Source organism: Sphingopyxis sp. (genome assembly GCF_050725615.1).
Taxonomy (GTDB): domain Bacteria; phylum Pseudomonadota; class Alphaproteobacteria; order Sphingomonadales; family Sphingomonadaceae; genus Sphingopyxis.
The window spans coordinates 1-15,267 of record NZ_JBOHHU010000052.1; the positions used below are offsets into that span (position 1 = coordinate 1).

The 15,267-nt window shown below is 66.3% G+C and carries 13 protein-coding genes; 9 read left to right on the top strand and 4 right to left on the bottom strand.

Annotation, left to right across the window (positions count from 1 at the left end; genetic code table 11):
• Positions 1 to 22: 22 nt before the first annotated feature.
• Positions 23 to 2,167, bottom strand: coding sequence for a TonB-dependent siderophore receptor (locus ACREB7_RS12985; RefSeq protein WP_431592695.1), 2,145 nt, complete (start codon positions 2,165 to 2,167; stop codon positions 23 to 25).
• Between the two features lie 160 nt (positions 2,168 to 2,327).
• On the opposite strand from ACREB7_RS12985, the gene ACREB7_RS12990 reads away from it, so the two are divergent.
• From ACREB7_RS12990 to ACREB7_RS13000, 3 genes are all read left to right on the top strand, one after another.
• Positions 2,328 to 3,281: a MurR/RpiR family transcriptional regulator gene (locus ACREB7_RS12990; RefSeq protein WP_431592696.1), complete on the top strand. Its 954-nt coding sequence runs from the start codon at positions 2,328 to 2,330 to the stop codon at positions 3,279 to 3,281.
• Between the two features lie 72 nt (positions 3,282 to 3,353).
• A complete protein-coding gene (locus ACREB7_RS12995; RefSeq protein WP_431592697.1) occupies positions 3,354 to 4,409 on the top strand; it encodes a dipeptide epimerase in 1,056 nt (351 codons plus the stop codon).
• 16 nt (positions 4,410 to 4,425) lie between these two features.
• Positions 4,426 to 5,547, top strand: coding sequence for a threonine aldolase family protein (locus ACREB7_RS13000; protein WP_431592698.1), 1,122 nt, complete (start codon positions 4,426 to 4,428; stop codon positions 5,545 to 5,547).
• On the opposite strand, the gene ACREB7_RS13005 is transcribed toward ACREB7_RS13000, so the two are convergent.
• Together ACREB7_RS13005 and ACREB7_RS13010 are read right to left on the bottom strand one after the other, a co-directional pair.
• A complete protein-coding gene (locus ACREB7_RS13005; protein ID WP_431592699.1) occupies positions 5,513 to 6,886 on the bottom strand; it encodes an ATP-binding protein in 1,374 nt (457 codons plus the stop codon). The two genes, ACREB7_RS13000 and ACREB7_RS13005, sit on opposite strands and share 35 nt — an antisense overlap.
• A gap of 2 nt (positions 6,887 to 6,888) precedes the next feature.
• Positions 6,889 to 7,566 carry a response regulator transcription factor gene (locus ACREB7_RS13010; RefSeq protein WP_431592700.1) on the bottom strand — a complete coding sequence of 226 codons (678 nt, stop codon included), beginning with the start codon at positions 7,564 to 7,566 and terminating at the stop codon, positions 6,889 to 6,891.
• Between the two features lie 125 nt (positions 7,567 to 7,691).
• Between ACREB7_RS13010 and ACREB7_RS13015 the strand changes: the two genes are divergently transcribed.
• The 3 genes from ACREB7_RS13015 to ACREB7_RS13025 are packed head-to-tail and all read left to right on the top strand — an operon-like array spanning position 7,692 to position 10,350.
• Positions 7,692 to 8,417: an HAD family hydrolase gene (locus ACREB7_RS13015; RefSeq protein WP_431592701.1), complete on the top strand. Its 726-nt coding sequence runs from the start codon at positions 7,692 to 7,694 to the stop codon at positions 8,415 to 8,417.
• A 5-nt stretch (positions 8,418 to 8,422) separates the two neighbouring features.
• A complete protein-coding gene (locus ACREB7_RS13020) occupies positions 8,423 to 9,574 on the top strand; it encodes a hypothetical protein (protein ID WP_431592714.1) in 1,152 nt (383 codons plus the stop codon).
• Positions 9,571 to 10,350: an FkbM family methyltransferase gene (locus ACREB7_RS13025; protein WP_431592702.1), complete on the top strand. Its 780-nt coding sequence runs from the start codon at positions 9,571 to 9,573 to the stop codon at positions 10,348 to 10,350. Before ACREB7_RS13020 ends, ACREB7_RS13025 begins: the two co-directional genes overlap by 4 nt.
• Before the next feature lie 70 nt (positions 10,351 to 10,420).
• On the opposite strand, the gene ACREB7_RS13030 is transcribed toward ACREB7_RS13025, so the two are convergent.
• A complete protein-coding gene (locus ACREB7_RS13030) occupies positions 10,421 to 12,055 on the bottom strand; it encodes an N-acyl-D-amino-acid deacylase family protein (RefSeq protein ID WP_431592703.1) in 1,635 nt (544 codons plus the stop codon).
• A 185-nt stretch (positions 12,056 to 12,240) separates the two neighbouring features.
• Here ACREB7_RS13030 and ACREB7_RS13035 point away from each other — a divergent pair, with 185 nt between their 5' ends.
• From ACREB7_RS13035 to dgcA, 3 genes are all read left to right on the top strand, one after another.
• A complete protein-coding gene (locus ACREB7_RS13035; protein WP_431592704.1) occupies positions 12,241 to 13,125 on the top strand; it encodes a LysR family transcriptional regulator in 885 nt (294 codons plus the stop codon).
• Between the two features lie 95 nt (positions 13,126 to 13,220).
• Positions 13,221 to 14,255 (top strand): N-acetyltransferase DgcN, encoded by a 1,035-nt coding sequence (gene dgcN, locus ACREB7_RS13040; protein WP_431592705.1) that lies wholly within the window; start codon positions 13,221 to 13,223, stop codon positions 14,253 to 14,255.
• Positions 14,256 to 14,265: 10 nt separating this feature from the next.
• Positions 14,266 to 15,258: an N-acetyl-D-Glu racemase DgcA gene (gene dgcA / locus ACREB7_RS13045; protein ID WP_431592706.1), complete on the top strand. Its 993-nt coding sequence runs from the start codon at positions 14,266 to 14,268 to the stop codon at positions 15,256 to 15,258.
• The last annotated feature ends 9 nt before the right edge of the window (positions 15,259 to 15,267 follow it).

Genomic DNA, 15,267 nt, shown 5'->3' on the forward strand with positions numbered 1-15,267 from the left:
GTCCACCACGCCTGGCCCAAGGTCAGAAATTGGCGCGGAGCGAGACCGTCACGCTCCGCGGTTCGCCGACGACATTGCCGTAGAACAAGGTCTGATAATTGTTCACGAAATAATGTTTGTCGAAGATGTTCTTGACGTTGACCTGCACCCGGAAGCGATCGAAGTCATAGCCCGCCGACGCGTCCGCCAGGACATAGGATGGCAGATCGCGGGTCGTCCGGTCGATGTCGGTCTTGACCGAGTCGACATAGCGGACGCCGCCGCCGACGAAGGCGCCGCCACCGAACGCATAGCTTGTGTAGAGGCTCGCCGTGCTTTTCGGCAGGAAGGTGACGGTCTTGCCGATCAGGGTCGCATCATCGTCCTTGCGGATCGTCGGATCGAGAATGGCGAGGCCCGCGTTGACCTGCCAGCCCTTCACGATCTCGCCGACCGCTTGCAGCTCGAGCCCGCGATGCCGGACCTTGCCCACCGGGACGTAGCGGTCGATCAGGTCGATGGTCTGGTCGTACCGCGCCTGGTTCGCTTGCCGGACGTCGAAGATCGCACCGGTGAGCAGAAGCCGCCGGTCGGGCGATACATATTTCACCCCGACCTCATATTGCTCGCCCGACAGCGGCGGCAGGACGTCGCCGGCCGCGTCGATGAACAGCTGCGGCTGAAAGGATTCGCTGTACGACGCATAAAGGTTGAGCCCGGCGATCGGCTCGAGCGTCGCCGCGAGGCGCAGGCTGGTCTGGCTGTCGCCGCTGAAATCCTGCCACGGCCCCGCGCCCGACTGTTTGCTGACATCGGGCTTGGCCCAGCTGATGCCACCGAGCAGGGTCAGCGGTTCGGCGACCTTGATGCTCGCCTGGCTCGACAGGGTGAAATAGCGGAGACGGCGGTTCAGGCTGTAATCGAAGATGCCGGGGTAGGTTCGCGTGTTGAACAAGGCCTCGATCGCATCGACGCCGTCGAAGATATTGGCGACATCGCCCTGCGGCATGTCGGGGATCGTACCGGCCTGTTTCGTGTCATAATGCTGATAATTGGCGGCAACGGTGATGAAGCTGTCGGTCAGCCCGACATCGTCGAGCTTGTATACGGTCGACAGCCCGGCGCTGAACGCTTTGGTGACGCTCTTCGTGATGTTGTTGACCGCAAGGAAGAAATCGCCATTGTCCTCAAGACCGAAGCCAAAGCCGCTTTCGCCGGTCGTGTTCGACCGCAAATAGTTGACCTTCAGGCTGACCGACAGCGCGTCCGACGCCTCCCAGTCCAGCCCGCCGTTCACCCGCGCGACCGGCGTCACCAGCTCGAAATCGCCCGATCCGATGAAGAAGGAGCGGCCGACCGGCGCCGGCGATCCGTCGGGCAACGTGGGAATGCCGTCGAACGAGGTGCGCCGATAACGTTCATAACCGCCGTGGAGATAGGCGCTGAGGCCGGGCGACAGGTCGGCGTCGATGCCGGCGTAGAGCACGGTCTTGGCCGAATTGACGCGCTGCATGAAACTGCCCGCCTCCTCATGCGCGGCGATGCCGATCACATGAACCGTTCCGGCGGCGTCGAGCCCGCTCGCGACCTGGCCCTCGACGCGCCAGCGGTCCCACGATCCGCCAAGCAGCTCGATATGCGACGGCGTGCCCGCGTCGGCGCCCTTGGTCACCTGATTGATGATGCCGCCCGGATTGGCGGCGCCATAGACCACCGAGGTCGGCCCCTTGACGATTTCCAGCCGTTCGATCGTTGCGAAATCGGGCTCGAAATCGAGCGCCCCGACGTTCAGCCCGTCGATCGCATTGCCGGCGGCAAAGCCGCGAAGCTTGACGATCGACGAGGTTCCCCCGGGATTGCCGTCGAACAGGGCGCCCGGGGTATATTGCGCGACATCGCCCAGCGAGCGCACGTCGGTGGCGTCCAGAAAATCCTCGCTGATCAGGCTGATCGACTGCGGCACTTTCTCGATCGGCACCGGAAGCCCGGTCGTGCCGCTGGTGTCTTCGCTGAGGTAGCGATAGCCGCTGACGACGATCGCCTCGCCCTCGGCGCTTTCGTCGGCATTCTGGGCATAGGCGGGGACCGATAGCAAGGCGGTGGCAAAGGCGGTCCCGGCGCATAGCGCCGGGAAAGCACCCCGCTTATGCCGATAGCTGGGATCAATGGCCTGTCGGTTCGTCATCATCACATACCCCCTTGGATCAATCATAATGGACCCTCGCGGGTCGCCTGCGCTGTCGCGCGCTCCAAATTCACCCGAATTAAGTCCCATTGACATATTTCTGTCAATTGATAGTTTTGACGATATTTCTGACATTTTTCACGCATGGAACGGAGGAGCGGATATGTCCGACAAGCATGAGCCGGGACCGCCGAATGACGCGGACGCGGCGGAAGCGCCCGCGATCCCCAATGTTCCGTTGCTCCAGCGGCTGCAGGCCGACCTGGAGACCTATTCCGCCGCCGATCGCGCGATCGCGGCCTATATTCTGGGCCATTATGCAACGCTGGCGTTCGAGACGGCCATGACGCTGGCGGAAAAAGCCGGGGTCAGCGAGATCACGATCGGCCGCTTTGCCCGCAAGCTCGGCTATCGCAATTTCAAGGCGATGAAGAATGAACTGAAGGGCAGCAGCGAAGAGGGGTTTCCCTGGCTGGTCGGCGAGCAGTTGCAGACGTTCGTCGATACGCCGGGCCTTCCCGACGAAACCGACGGGTCGATGCAGCGCGAGATGAAATCGCTGCTCGCGGTCCACCGCCTCGCCGAAACTCCGCAATTCGCCGCCGCCGTCGACCTGCTCGCCAAATCGCGCATCGTCCAGATCGCCGGGTTCCAGACCGAGCGCGGGATCGCGATGCTGCTCGCGAACCATCTGCAATTCATGCGCGACGGGGTTCGGCTCGTCGACCTGAGCGCGGGCAATTATGCCGACGTGTTCGCGGCCGATGACGAGGAGGACCGGTGCCTCGTCGTCATCGACATTCGCCGCTATTCGCGCCAATCCTATCTGATCGCCGAACAGGCCAGCCAACAGGGCATCCCGCTGATCGTCCTCACCGACCTCTTCTGCGACTGGGCGCCGCGCTTCACCCCGCATGTGCTGGCGGTGCCGACCCAGACGGGGATGTTCTGGAGTTCGCCCGTCGCACTCGTCTGCGCGGTGAACCTGATGGTGAACAGCGTGATCAAACAGATCGGCCGGCGGGTCGAAGTGCGGCTCGAAAAGCTCACCCGCCTTCACCAGACCTTCACCGGCTATGCCGGTCACCAGCCACCGCGCCCGCGCATGTCGTCGTGACGACATCTTCATGTTAGTTTTTTGTCATTAAAAATCATAGACAGGAAAATTGCACAAGATTAGCCGGGCGACATGTCCACAACGACGCGCCCCGATTCGCTCAATCTCGACCAGGCGCTCGCGCAGCTCGAGCCCTGCGCGCCGCGCATCGACGTCGAAATCGTCCGGCTCCCGCTCGCCGAACCCTTTCGCATCGCGGACCATGTCTTCGCCGATGTCGAAACCGTCATCCTCCGGCTCGAAGCCGATGGCTGCATGGGACAGGCGGAAGCGGCGGGAGTCTTCTATCTGGGCGACAGGCCGTCGGGCATCGCGGCGACGCTGGCGGATGCCGCTTCGACGGTTGCCGAGGGCGTCGACCATGACCGCCTCCCGTCGCTCTTCCCGCCCGGCGGCGCGCGCAACGCCTTCGACTGCGCGCTCTGGGATCTGCAGGCACGGCGCCTTGGCACACCGGTGTGGCAATTGCTCGGCATGGCGCCGCCCGAACCGCTGCTGACCACCTATACTATCGGCAATGCGGCGCCCGACATCATGGCGGCGGCGGCGGTTCGTCATGCGTACGCGCGCGCGATCAAGGTCAAGCTCAGCGGCGACGCCGATGACGGGGAGCGGATCGCTGCCATACGCGCCGCGCGCCCCGATGTCTGGCTCGGCGTCGACGCCAATCGCAGCCTGACGCCGACGACACTGGCGGAGCTGATGCCGGCGCTCGAAGCGGCCGGGGTCAAGCTGCTTGAGCAGCCTTTTGCAGTGGGCGCCGATGCGGCGCTGGCCGATCTGGCCTCACCGGTTCCCGTCGCGGCGGACGAGAGCATCCAGACCGGTGACGACCTCGACCGGCTCGCCCACCTGAATCAGGCCGTCAACATCAAGCTCGACAAATGCGGCGGCCTGACGGCGGGACTGCGCCTCGCCCAGCGCGCGCAGCGGCGCGGGCTCGACGTGATGGTCGGCAATATGCTGGGCAGTTCGCTGGCGATGGCGCCGGCTTTCCTGCTCGGCCAATATTGCGCGATCGTCGATCTCGACGGGCCGATCTTCCTCGCATCCGATTGCCACCCAGCCGCCACTTATCGGGCCGGACAGGTGGATTGCACGCCCCACCCCTGGGGCAATGGGCAATGACCAGAAGGACCTCGCCATGACCGACAAGCCGCAACAATTCGCGAGCGACAATTATGCCGGCATCTGCCCCGAGGTGTGGGCCGCGATGGAGACCGCGAACGACGCATCGGCGCCCGCCTATGGCGACGACATCTGGACGCAGCGCGCGGCCGATGCGTTTCGGACGCTGTTCGACACGCGATGCGAAGTCTTCTTCGCCTTCAACGGCACGGCGGCCAATTCGCTCGCCCTCGCCGCGCTTTGCCAATCCTATCACAGCGTGATCTGCTCATCCTCGTCGCATGTCGAAACCGATGAGTGCGGCGCGCCCGAATTCTTCTCCAACGGTTCGAAGCTGCTCGTCGCGCCTTCGCCGGACGGCAAACTGACGCCCGATGCGATCCGCACCCTCGCGACGAGCCGGTCGGACATTCATTTCCCCAAGCCGCGCGTGGTGACGATCACCCAGCCCACCGAGACGGGGCAGGTCTATTCGATCGCGGAAATCCAGGCGATCTCGGCGACATGCCGCGACCTCGGCCTGAAACTGCACATGGACGGCGCGCGCTTCGCGCACGCCTGCGCGACGCTCGGCTGCTCGCCGGCCGATGTGACCTGGCGCGCGGGAGTGGACGTCTTGTGCTTTGGCGGCACCAAGAACGGCATGGCAGCGGGCGAAGCGATCGTCTTTTTCGATACCGCCCTTGCGACCGACTTCGACTATCGTTGCAAACAGGCGGGCCAGCTCGCCTCCAAGATGCGCTTCCTGGCGGCGCCATGGATCGGCCTGTTCGAGAGCGGAGCCTGGCTCCGCAACGCCGAACATGCCAACCGTTGTGCGAACCGGCTGGCGGCGGCGATCGAGGGGGTTCCGGGCATCCGCCTCGCCTTCCCGGTTCAAGCCAATGCGGTGTTCCTCGACACCCCGGACGGGTTCATCGACGCGCTCAAGGACCGCGGCTGGCGCTTCTATACCTTCATCGGCGGCAGCGCCCGCTTCATGTTCGCGTGGGATGCCGACGTCAAAGCCGTCGATCGTCTGGCGCGGGATATTACCGAACTCGCGGTCGCCGCCACGAAAGCAGTGGAAGTCGCAAGCCATGGAACCGGAGCGCCCGGCATCGTCAGTCCCCTGTCGCGCCCCCAAATACCAGGCTGATACGGGTCCCCGGTTCGGCGTCTCCGATGTGCAACCTGCCTTTGTGGAGCGAGACGATCGCGCTGACCAGTGCGAGCCCCAGGCCTGTTCCCTGTTCGCCCTGCGTATCGGGCAGGCGGAAGAATCGCTCGATGACCTTTTCGCGATAGGGCTCCGCGATGCCCGGACCCGTGTCGGATATCGCGATCGAGACCCCCGCCGCCGTCCGCAATGCGGTCACCCGGATCGCCGTGCCGGCGCCGCCATATTTGATCGCATTGTCGAGGAGGTTCGACACCGCCTGGAACAGCAGGTTCGGATCGGCCTCGAGCGTCAGTCCGGGGGCGATCTGCCCTTCGATCTGCTGGCCGCGCGCCTCGGCATCGGGCAAATGAAATTCGATCGCGTCGGCGAGCAGGGTGGAGAGATCGACGGTCCTGAAGCCCGCAAGGTGCCGGCCGCTCTCGATCCGGGCGATGCGGAGCAGCGCGTCGAAGATCGACTGCAACCGGACCGCCTCCGCCGAGGCCTGTTCGGCAAGCCGCTGTCGCTCGCCTTCATCCTCGCTGTTGCGCAGGTCGTCGAGATCGGCATGCAGGCGGGCGAGCGGGGTGCGCAGTTCGTGGGCGATATTGTCCGATACGCGGCGCACGCCTTCGACCGCCTCTTCGATCCTCCCCAGCATGCGGTTGAGCGTTTCGCCCAGTTCGTCGAAATCGTCACCGGTGCCGCGCAGCGGGATACGCTCGGTCAGGCTGCCCGCCATGACGCGGCGCGCGGTCTGCGACACGGCATCGATCCGGCGCCCGACCGCACGGCCCATCGCCAGGCTGCCGCCGATCGCGAGCGCGGCGGCGAACAGGATCAGCCAGGCCGCGGCGACCGAGAATATCTCGTCGCGGTCGTCGATATCCTCGACATCGCGGCCGACGATCAGACGCGATCCGTCGTCTAGGCGCCGCTCGACCGACAGCGCGGTGTAATCCTGTTCGGTGCCAAGGAAAGACACGTCGGCGTCGAGCAGTTGCCAGTCGGAGATGGCCGCATCGGGCCAGCTCGGCAGATTGGCCGTCTGCACGCGTCCATCCGGAAGCGACAAAGCGTGGAACGCCCGTCGGTGCACGCTTCGTTCGCGAAGCTTGAGCGCGCGAACAAGGGCGGCGCGCCCGCTGTCGCGATCGAGGGCCGCCAGCGATCCCGCCTCGTGCTGGACCGTGGCCGCTTCCGCCAGCATGGGCCGATAAACCCCGAACCAATAGGCTGCGCCGAACATCGCGGCGGTCGAGGTGAGGAAGAGCGCGACATAGACCAGCGCCAGCCGCACCGTCAGGCTGCGCCACAGGCGGCGGGGCGGCCGCATGCTCAACCGCCCGCCCGCATCACATAACCGGTGCCGCGTATGGTGTGGATCAGCGGTACGTCATGGCCGCGATCGACCTTTTGCCGCAGGCGGCTGACATGCTGGTCGATGATGTTGGTCTGCGGGTCGAAATGATAATCCCAGACATGCTCGAGCAGCATCGATCGCGTGACCACCCGGCCTTCGTTGCGCGCCAGATAGGCAAGGATGCGAAATTCGCGCGCGGTCAGATCGATCGACCGCCCCTGCCGCCGCACCTGCTGGCCGAGCAGGTCGATGTCGAGGTCGCCGACACTGAGCTTCGTCTCGGCGACGATCGCCGGACCGCGTCGGCCGAGTACGTCGATCCGCGCCAGCAGCTCGGACATGGCGAAGGGCTTGGTCAGATAATCGTCGCCGCCGGCGCGCAGCCCCGCAACCCGTTCATCGACCTCGCCCAGCGCGCTGAGGAACAGCACCGGCGTCGTATCGCCCGTGGCGCGGATCGTCTGGACGATCGTGAGCCCGTCGATATGCGGCAGCATCCGGTCGACGAGGATCAGGTCGAAGCTCTCCGACGCCGCGCGTAGCAGCCCCTTGCGCCCGTCGTCCTCGACGACGACAAGATGCCCCGCCGCCTTCAGGCCCTTGCCGATATGCGCCGCGACGCGGGCATCGTCCTCGATCACCAGGATGTGCATCGCGTCTGCGTTACCGGCTGCCGGGCGAAACCGCCACCCGGCGGGCGAACATGTCGAAAATCAAATGAAGGCCCCATCGCCGCGTCAGGACGCGCTGTCAGTGCCACTCGCCGAAGGAGCAGGCGATGGCACAGGTACGACGGCAGACGATGGTGGCGGCTCCCGCCCCCCGGCCGCAGCGTGCGCGGCTGTCGATATTCGACCTCGACCGCACGCTGACCATCCTGCCGACCTACACCCCCTTCCTGTGGTTCGCGGTGCGCGACCGCGCGCCGTGGCGCCTGCTTCTTCTCCCGCTGCTGATGCCGGCGGCGCTGCTCTATGCGCTGAAGCTGATCCCGCGCTGCCGGATGAAACAGGCGATGCATTGGGTGGCGCTGGGCGGCGCGCTGCCCGAGCGCGAAGCGGCGCGGCTCGCCGACCGGTTTGCGCGGCATCTGGTCGCGCGCGGGCTCTATGCCGAGGGGATGGCGCTGATCGCGGCCGAACGCGAGGCGGGCCGGCGGATCGTCCTCGCCACCGCCGCGCCGCATTTCTACACCGCCGCGCTGGCGCGCCGGCTCGGCATCGGCGATGTCGTGGCAACCGCGTCGAGCTGGCAGCGCGGCCACCTGACCCCCGCGATCGTCTCGGCCAATTGCTATGGCGCCGACAAACGTTCGATGGTCGAGGCGTTTCTGGATCGCGCCGACATCGCCCGCGAGGCGTCGCATATCCGCTTCTATTCGGATCATGCCTCCGACGTGCCGATGTTCGAACTGGCCGACGAGGCGGTTGCGGTAAATCCGTCGCCCAAGCTGCGCGCGATCGCTGCGGCGCGCGGCTGGCCGGTGCTGGACTGGCGCCGGTGACCACGATGCACATCGGTTTTCTCTTCAACCATCATGGCGGACATCAGGTGGCGCACGCGCTGCCCGTCGCGCTGGCCCTGCTCCGCCGCGGCACCAACGCGAAAGTCAGCGTCCTCGTGTCCGAAGGCTGCGAGGGCGAGGTTCGCCGCTTGGCCGCCGCGACGCCCGGTCCGGCGCCCGAGATCGTCCGCCTGCGCCCGCCGTCCCGATTGGCGCGGGCCGCGAACCGCGCGAGCGGGCACGCGATTCCCGCCGACATCGTCTCGACGCTCCACCGCAACCTCGACCGTTTCCGCAAGCTCGACGCGCTGGTGGTGCCCGAGAAAACCTCGTTGATGCTGAAGTCGGTCTTCGGGCTCCAGTCGCTAAAGCTCGTCCACACCCGGCACGGTGCGGGCGATCGGGCGATCGGGTTCGACAAGGCCAGCGGCCAGTTCGACCTCGTGCTCTTGTCGGGCGAGAAGGTCCGCGACCGGCTGGCGGAGGCCGATCTGCTGAAGGATGATGGCCATGCGATCGTCGGCTATCCCAAGTTCGACATGGCGCCGCCCAAGCGCCCGCGCCTGTTTCCGAAAGATCGGCCGACCGTCCTCTATAACCCGCACCCCTCGCCGGCATTGTCGTCCTGGTACCGGATGGGGCCGCAGATCCTCGACTGGTTTGCGAAAAGCGACCGGTATAATCTGATCTTCGCGCCGCATGTGATGCTGTTCAAAAAACGCATCACCGCCTCGCTGTCGCCCTTCGCCCTCGGCTGGAATCGCCGCCCGCAGCCCGGCGACTATGAGCAGGACCATATGCTGATCGATACCGGCAGCCCGGCTTGCCTCGACATGAGCTATACCGACGCCGCCGACATCTATCTGGGTGATGCGAGCAGCCAGGTCTATGAGTTCATCCGGCGACCGCGCCCCTGTTTTTTTCTCAATCCGAACGGCCATGCATGGCAGGGCAATCCCGATTTCGCGCACTGGCGCGGCGGCGCGGTTCTCGACGGGTTCGAAGAGTTCGAAGCGGCCTTTGCCGAGCCCCCGCGCCTGACGCGGTCGATGCGGGAACGGCAGGAATATCTCTTCCGCTACAGCTTCGATCTGCAGGAGCGCCCCTCGTCCGAACGCGCCGCCGAGGCGATCCTCGATTTCATGGCGCGGCAATGAGCATCATCGGCCCCTCCCCGCTTGCCAGCTTCCTCGACTATGGCGTCCGGAAGAATTTGCACAAATCCTGGGTGCATCTGCTCGCCGCGCTGCCGCTGGCGCGGTCGGAGCCGGTCGTCACCTCGCGCTACGGCGTGCGGATGCGCGCGAACTGGCGCGACCGGACGTTCCAATATTGCCGCTATGCCATCTATGGCCGAGCGCTGTCGGGCTATATTGCGGCGCAGGACAAACCCTTCACCTTTGTCGATATCGGGGCGAACCAGGGCCTCTACAGCCTGCTCGCCGCCCGCAACCCGCATTGCGCGACCGCCGTGGCGTTCGAGCCGGTCGCGGCCACCTTTGCGCTGCTGCGCGACAATATCGCGCTGAACGGCGCGGCGGCGACGATCCGGCCGGTCCATGCCGCGGTGTCGCTCCATTCGGGGATGGCCCGAATTGCGACGAACACCGCCCATAGCGGCGTCGCCAGCCTGCGCGGCGCCGGTGCGGCGGACGGCGAGGATATCCGCATCCTCGGGATCGCGGGCGTCGATACGCTGATCGAGGGCGCCGAGCCCCTGATCGTCAAGATCGACGTCGAAGGGCATGAAGAAACCGTGGTCGAGGCGCTGATGGCGTCGGCGCATCGCGATCGCATGGCCGCGATCTTTTATGAGGTCGATACCCGCTGGACCGATGCGGCGGCGATCGAGGCGCGACTGCGCGCGCGGGGCTTCACGCGCTTCACGCGATACGGGTTCGGGCGACACTACGACATCCTGACCCTTCGCTAGCGACCGAGGGCGTCCAGGAACAGGTGCTGATGGCGCCCCATCGACGAGGCCCCGCGCCAACCGCTCAAAGCTAGCCGGGACAACCCGCCGGACGCGCACGCAGCAGGGCGCGACCGGCCGCTGCGCCCGTCGCCCGGCCGCCATCGACAGCCAGGGCGCCGTTGACGAACAGCTTCGTGACGCCGACGCTCAGTTCGCGCGGATGCATATAATCGGCGCGCGGCGCATAATGGTCGGGATCGAAGACCAGCACATCGGCGAAAAAACCGGCGCGCAGATAGCCGCGCCGGTCGAGCTTATAGATGTCGGCGGTGCGCCCGGTCGATTGGCGGATGAAGGTCGGCAAATCGATGACGTGCCGCTCGCGGACATAGCGCGCATATTTTTCGGGGAAGGTCGCGAACATGCGCGGGTGGCCGTCCGATCCGTCGGACGCGGTGACCATCCACGGCTGCTGCATCAACAGGTCGACATCGGCCTGCGCCATGTTGAACGAGGCGACCGACGTGCCGTCTCGCCCGCTTTTGATACTTTGGCGGATGATATGCAGCGCGGCGTCGCGGCTGTCGATCTTCCATGCCTCGGCGACCTGCTCCAGCGTCTGCCCGGTCCAGGGAACGCGCTGATCGATCAGCAGCAGCGAAGCCGCCCCGCCGCGTCGGCGCAGATTGTCCTGCATCTCGTCGCGGATACGGGACAGCGTGGCGGGATCGTCGAGCCGCTTCAGCAACGCCGCCCCGCCGCCATCGACCGCCCAGCGCGGCAGCAGCGCCGCGTCGAGGCTCGACCCCGACGCGAGCCAGGGATATTGGTCGGCGGTCACCTCGACCCCCGCCGCGCGGGCCGCGTCGATCGCGGCGATGACCGCCCCCGCCTGTCCGTGCACATCGACGCCAAGCGCCTTCAAATGGGCGAAGTGAACGGGCATGCCCGCCTGTCGCCCGATATCGATCGCTTCCTCCACCGAGGCGAGCAGGCCGATGCTGTAGCTCGATTCGTCGCGCTGGTGGGTGTCGTAGAGGCCGCCGCGGACCGCCGCTTCGCGCGCCACTGCAACGACTTCATCACTCTTGGCAAAGCTCTGCGGGGCATAGAAGAGCCCCGTCGAAAGCCCGAGCGCGCCTTCGCACATGCCGCTTGCGACCAGCGCCTTCATCTTCCCGAGCTCGGCGGCGTCCGGCGCGCGCGCATCCGGACCGAGCACGCGCCGGCGTACCGCGCCGAAGCCGACGAACAGCGCGACATTGGTGCCGATCCCGGATTCTGCCAGCTCGGTCGCGTCGGCCGCGACATCGGGCGTGCCCGACCCGTCGACCCCGATCATCACCGTGCTCACCCCCTGGGTCAGCCAGGCCGCGTTGACGCGCACGGCCTTGTGGGGCGAGCGGATAAAGCTGTCGGCATGGGTATGCGGATCGATAAAGCCGGGCGCGACGATCAGGCCCTTGGCGTCGATGACCTGCGGCGCCGCATAGCCGCCAGTCGCGCCGACATGGACGATCCGGTCGCCGCGGATCGCGACATCGCTGACAAAGGGTTCGCCTTCGCCGCCGTCATAGATCGTGCCGCCGCGGATGATGACATCGACGGTCTCCATCGGCGGCGCCGCCGATCCCGCCGCCCACAATCCCCCGGCGACAAGCGCCGCCGCGACCGGGAACAAAGCGATCGTCCGGCTAGCGGAAGGCGAAGCGGGCGACGGCATCGGCGTGATCCTTCCAGCGACGGGACGGCAACCGTTCTCGACATAAGCCGACGGCCGTTCAGGCAACGAGCATGTCGTGCACTGCCGCACCGCGTCCAGCGAGTGTTGTTGCACCCCCTATAACCCAATGGCATAGAGGGTGGAGCGGCTGCGAATCTCGACCGCGGCTGCGAGGCGACAACCGGATGAATCTGCGTCAGATCGAGATATTTCACGCGGTCTTCCTGCATGGCACGGTCAGCGCCGCCGCCCGGTCGCTGAACGTGTCGCAGCCGTCGGTCACAAAAGTGCTGCGTCATGCCGAACGCTCGATCGGCCTGACGCTGTTCGAACGGTCGAAGGGGCGCCTGATCCCGACGCAGGACGCGCATACGCTGTTCGCCGAGGTATCCGATATTCAGGACCGGGTGCGGTCGTTGCGGCAGGCGTGCCAGAATCTGCGCTACGGGCGCGGCGGACTGCTCCGCATTTCCGCGCTTCCCTCGCTCGGCCTGGGCGCGATCCCCGCCGCCGTATCCCGGTTTCTGGGCGAGCATGAGGATATCATGTTCGATCTCCAGACGCTTCACCATGATGAAATGGTGCGCAAACTCTATGAGCATGAAACCGACATCGCGATCAGTTTCGAAGTCCCGCTGTCGGCCCCCGTCGCACACCAGGTGATCGGCGAAGGCGAGCTGGTGGTCATCTATCGCGAGGAGGATCTGCCCGGCGCACCGCCGCGCCTGCGTCTCGACGAACTGTGCGGGCACAAGTTCATCAGCCCGGCGCAGAGCGGCCCGATCGGGCGGATGTTGTCGAGCGAACTCCATCGCCTCGAGGTCGTGCTCGACGAGGTGGTTTCGGCGCGCACCTATTATGTCGCGGCGGCGCTGGTCGGCGCCGGCGTCGGCATGGCGATCGTCGACAATTTCACCGCGCACGCCGCGCTGCCCCCGGGGCTGGCGAGCCGCCCCTTGCAGCCGGCGATCACCTTCGACATCAATGCCGTCTATTTGCAGAACCGCCCGCCGTCGCGAACGGCGTCGGCCTTCCTCGAAGTGCTGACGACGGTGATCGAGGAACTATAGCATCAAGCTATAGGATGGAAGGCGCTAGATATTGGGGCCGCAGGGCCGGTGAGGATAATATTGAGCCTTCCTTTTCATGCAGGTCACCCGGAGCCATGATCGAAACACCCTATCTTCTCTATCTCGGTCATGCGAGCGACCCCGCCGACATCAAGACCTCGCGCGGGCTCGCCGTGTTCCGGCCGGACATCTGTATCGGCGAATTTCGCCACGACGATAGCCCGCTGACCCTGGGCCTGCCCCGCATGGATTTCGCGGCGGCGCACGTCGCCGGCGCGCGCACGCTGGTGCTGGGCATTGCCAATGCGGGCGGCAAGCTGGGCGAGGACCTGATCGTCGATGCGCTGGCCGCGATGGCGGCGGGGCTCGACATCGCGTCCGGGCTGCACCACCGGCTGAACGCCGAACCGCGCCTGATCGAGGCGGCGGCACGGCTCGGCCGCAAGCTCCACGATGTGCGCGACCCGCGACCCGACATTCCGATCGGCAATGGCAAGAAGCGCGCGGGCAAACGGCTGTTGACCGTCGGCACCGATTGTTCGGTGGGCAAGATGTACACGACGCTGTGCCTCGCAAGCGCGCTCGAAAAACGTGGCGTGGCGGCCGATTTCCGTGCGACCGGGCAGACGGGCATCTTGATCGCAGGCGACGGCGTTCCGCTCGACGCCGTGGTCGCCGACTTCATCTCGGGCGCGATCGAACAGGTTTCGCCCGCACGCAGCGATGACGGCTGGGACCTGATCGAGGGCCAGGGTTCGCTCTATCACCCCTCGTTCGCCGGCGTATCGACGGGGCTGCTCCATGGCGCGCAGCCCGACGCACTGGTGCTCTGTCACGACCCGGTGCGCCCGCACATGCGCGGGCTGCCGCATTATCCGCTGCCCGGCATCGCCCAGACGCTGGAGGCCAATCTGAACGCCGCGCGACTGACCAACGCCGATGTGCGGGTGGTGGGCATTGCGCTCAACACGTCCGCGATGGCCGAAGACGAAGCGAAGGCGCTGTGCGCCGCGACCGAGGCCGAATTCGGGCTGCCGACGAGCGATCCCTATCGCTTCGGGGTCGAGACGATCCTCGACCGGCTGCTTGAAACCGAGGTCGCCGCGACCAGCGTCGCCCAAACCGCCTGACGCTCGGGCCATGCAACGCACGCTGACGGTTCGCGACGAAATCCTGCCGCTGCACACGCCGTTTCGCATTTCGCGCGGCGTGAAGACGGCCGCGCAGGTGGTGACGGTCACGCTCGCGCAGGATGGCGTGGCCGGGCGCGGCGAATGCGTCCCCTATCCCCGCTATGGCGAAAATGCCGAAAGCACGATGCTCGCGATACAGGCGGCGCGCGGCGCGATCGAGCAAGGCGCCGGACGGCATGAACTGCTCGCACTGATGCCCGCCGGGGCCGCGCGCAACGCGGTCGATTGCGCACTCTGGGACCTCGAACTGCGCCTCGCCGGAAGCGACATTGCGACCGCGCTGGGCCTCGAAAAGCCGCTGCGCCCGATCGTCACCGCGATGACGGTCAGCCTCGACACGCCCGATCGCATGGCGGCGGCGGCCGCCGCGCTCGCCGATGCGCCGCTGCTCAAGGTCAAGGTCGACCGCAGCGATCCCGCCGCACAAATCTCCGCCGTCCGCGCTGCGGCGCCGAAGCCGCGGATGATCGTCGACCCCAATGAAAGCTGGACCATCGCCGAGGTGCAGGGCCTGCAAGACCTGCTGACCGACCTCCGCATCGACCTGCTCGAACAGCCGCTGCCCGCCGACGCCGATCGCGACCTCGTCGGCTTCCACTCCGCGATCCCGATTGCCGCCGATGAAGCGGTGCATGTGGCGGCGGATCTCGACATGCTGCCCGACGGCTATGGCGTCGTGAACATCAAGCTCGACAAGACCGGCGGCCTGACCGCCGCGCTCGATCTGGCGCAGGCGGCGCGCGCGCGCGGGCTCGATGTGATGACGGGCTGCATGATCTGTTCGTCGCTGTCGATCGCGCCGGCCTGGGCGATCGCGGCGACCAGCAGCTTCGCCGACCTTGACGGACCGCTCTGGCTTGCCGAGGATCGCGCGGGCGGGGTCAGCGCGGCGCACGGCATCATGTCGCCGCCGCGGCCCGGCTTCTGGGGTGGCATTTGACAGGATCGG

What these genes read in the sequence shown, in the direction of transcription:
- ACREB7_RS12985 (WP_431592695.1), bottom strand. Translation starts at nt 2,167, where the DNA reads ATGATGACGAACCGACAGGCCATTGATCCCAGCTATCGGCATAAGCGG.
- ACREB7_RS12990 (WP_431592696.1), top strand. Translation starts at nt 2,328, where the DNA reads ATGTCCGACAAGCATGAGCCGGGACCGCCGAATGACGCGGACGCGGCG.
- ACREB7_RS12995 (WP_431592697.1), top strand. Translation starts at nt 3,354, where the DNA reads ATGTCCACAACGACGCGCCCCGATTCGCTCAATCTCGACCAGGCGCTC.
- ACREB7_RS13000 (WP_431592698.1), top strand. Translation starts at nt 4,426, where the DNA reads ATGACCGACAAGCCGCAACAATTCGCGAGCGACAATTATGCCGGCATC.
- ACREB7_RS13005 (WP_431592699.1), bottom strand. Translation starts at nt 6,886, where the DNA reads ATGCGGCCGCCCCGCCGCCTGTGGCGCAGCCTGACGGTGCGGCTGGCG.
- ACREB7_RS13010 (WP_431592700.1), bottom strand. Translation starts at nt 7,566, where the DNA reads ATGCACATCCTGGTGATCGAGGACGATGCCCGCGTCGCGGCGCATATC.
- ACREB7_RS13015 (WP_431592701.1), top strand. Translation starts at nt 7,692, where the DNA reads ATGGCACAGGTACGACGGCAGACGATGGTGGCGGCTCCCGCCCCCCGG.
- ACREB7_RS13020 (WP_431592714.1), top strand. Translation starts at nt 8,423, where the DNA reads ATGCACATCGGTTTTCTCTTCAACCATCATGGCGGACATCAGGTGGCG.
- ACREB7_RS13025 (WP_431592702.1), top strand. Translation starts at nt 9,571, where the DNA reads ATGAGCATCATCGGCCCCTCCCCGCTTGCCAGCTTCCTCGACTATGGC.
- ACREB7_RS13030 (WP_431592703.1), bottom strand. Translation starts at nt 12,055, where the DNA reads ATGCCGTCGCCCGCTTCGCCTTCCGCTAGCCGGACGATCGCTTTGTTC.
- ACREB7_RS13035 (WP_431592704.1), top strand. Translation starts at nt 12,241, where the DNA reads ATGAATCTGCGTCAGATCGAGATATTTCACGCGGTCTTCCTGCATGGC.
- dgcN (WP_431592705.1), top strand. Translation starts at nt 13,221, where the DNA reads ATGATCGAAACACCCTATCTTCTCTATCTCGGTCATGCGAGCGACCCC.
- dgcA (WP_431592706.1), top strand. Translation starts at nt 14,266, where the DNA reads ATGCAACGCACGCTGACGGTTCGCGACGAAATCCTGCCGCTGCACACG.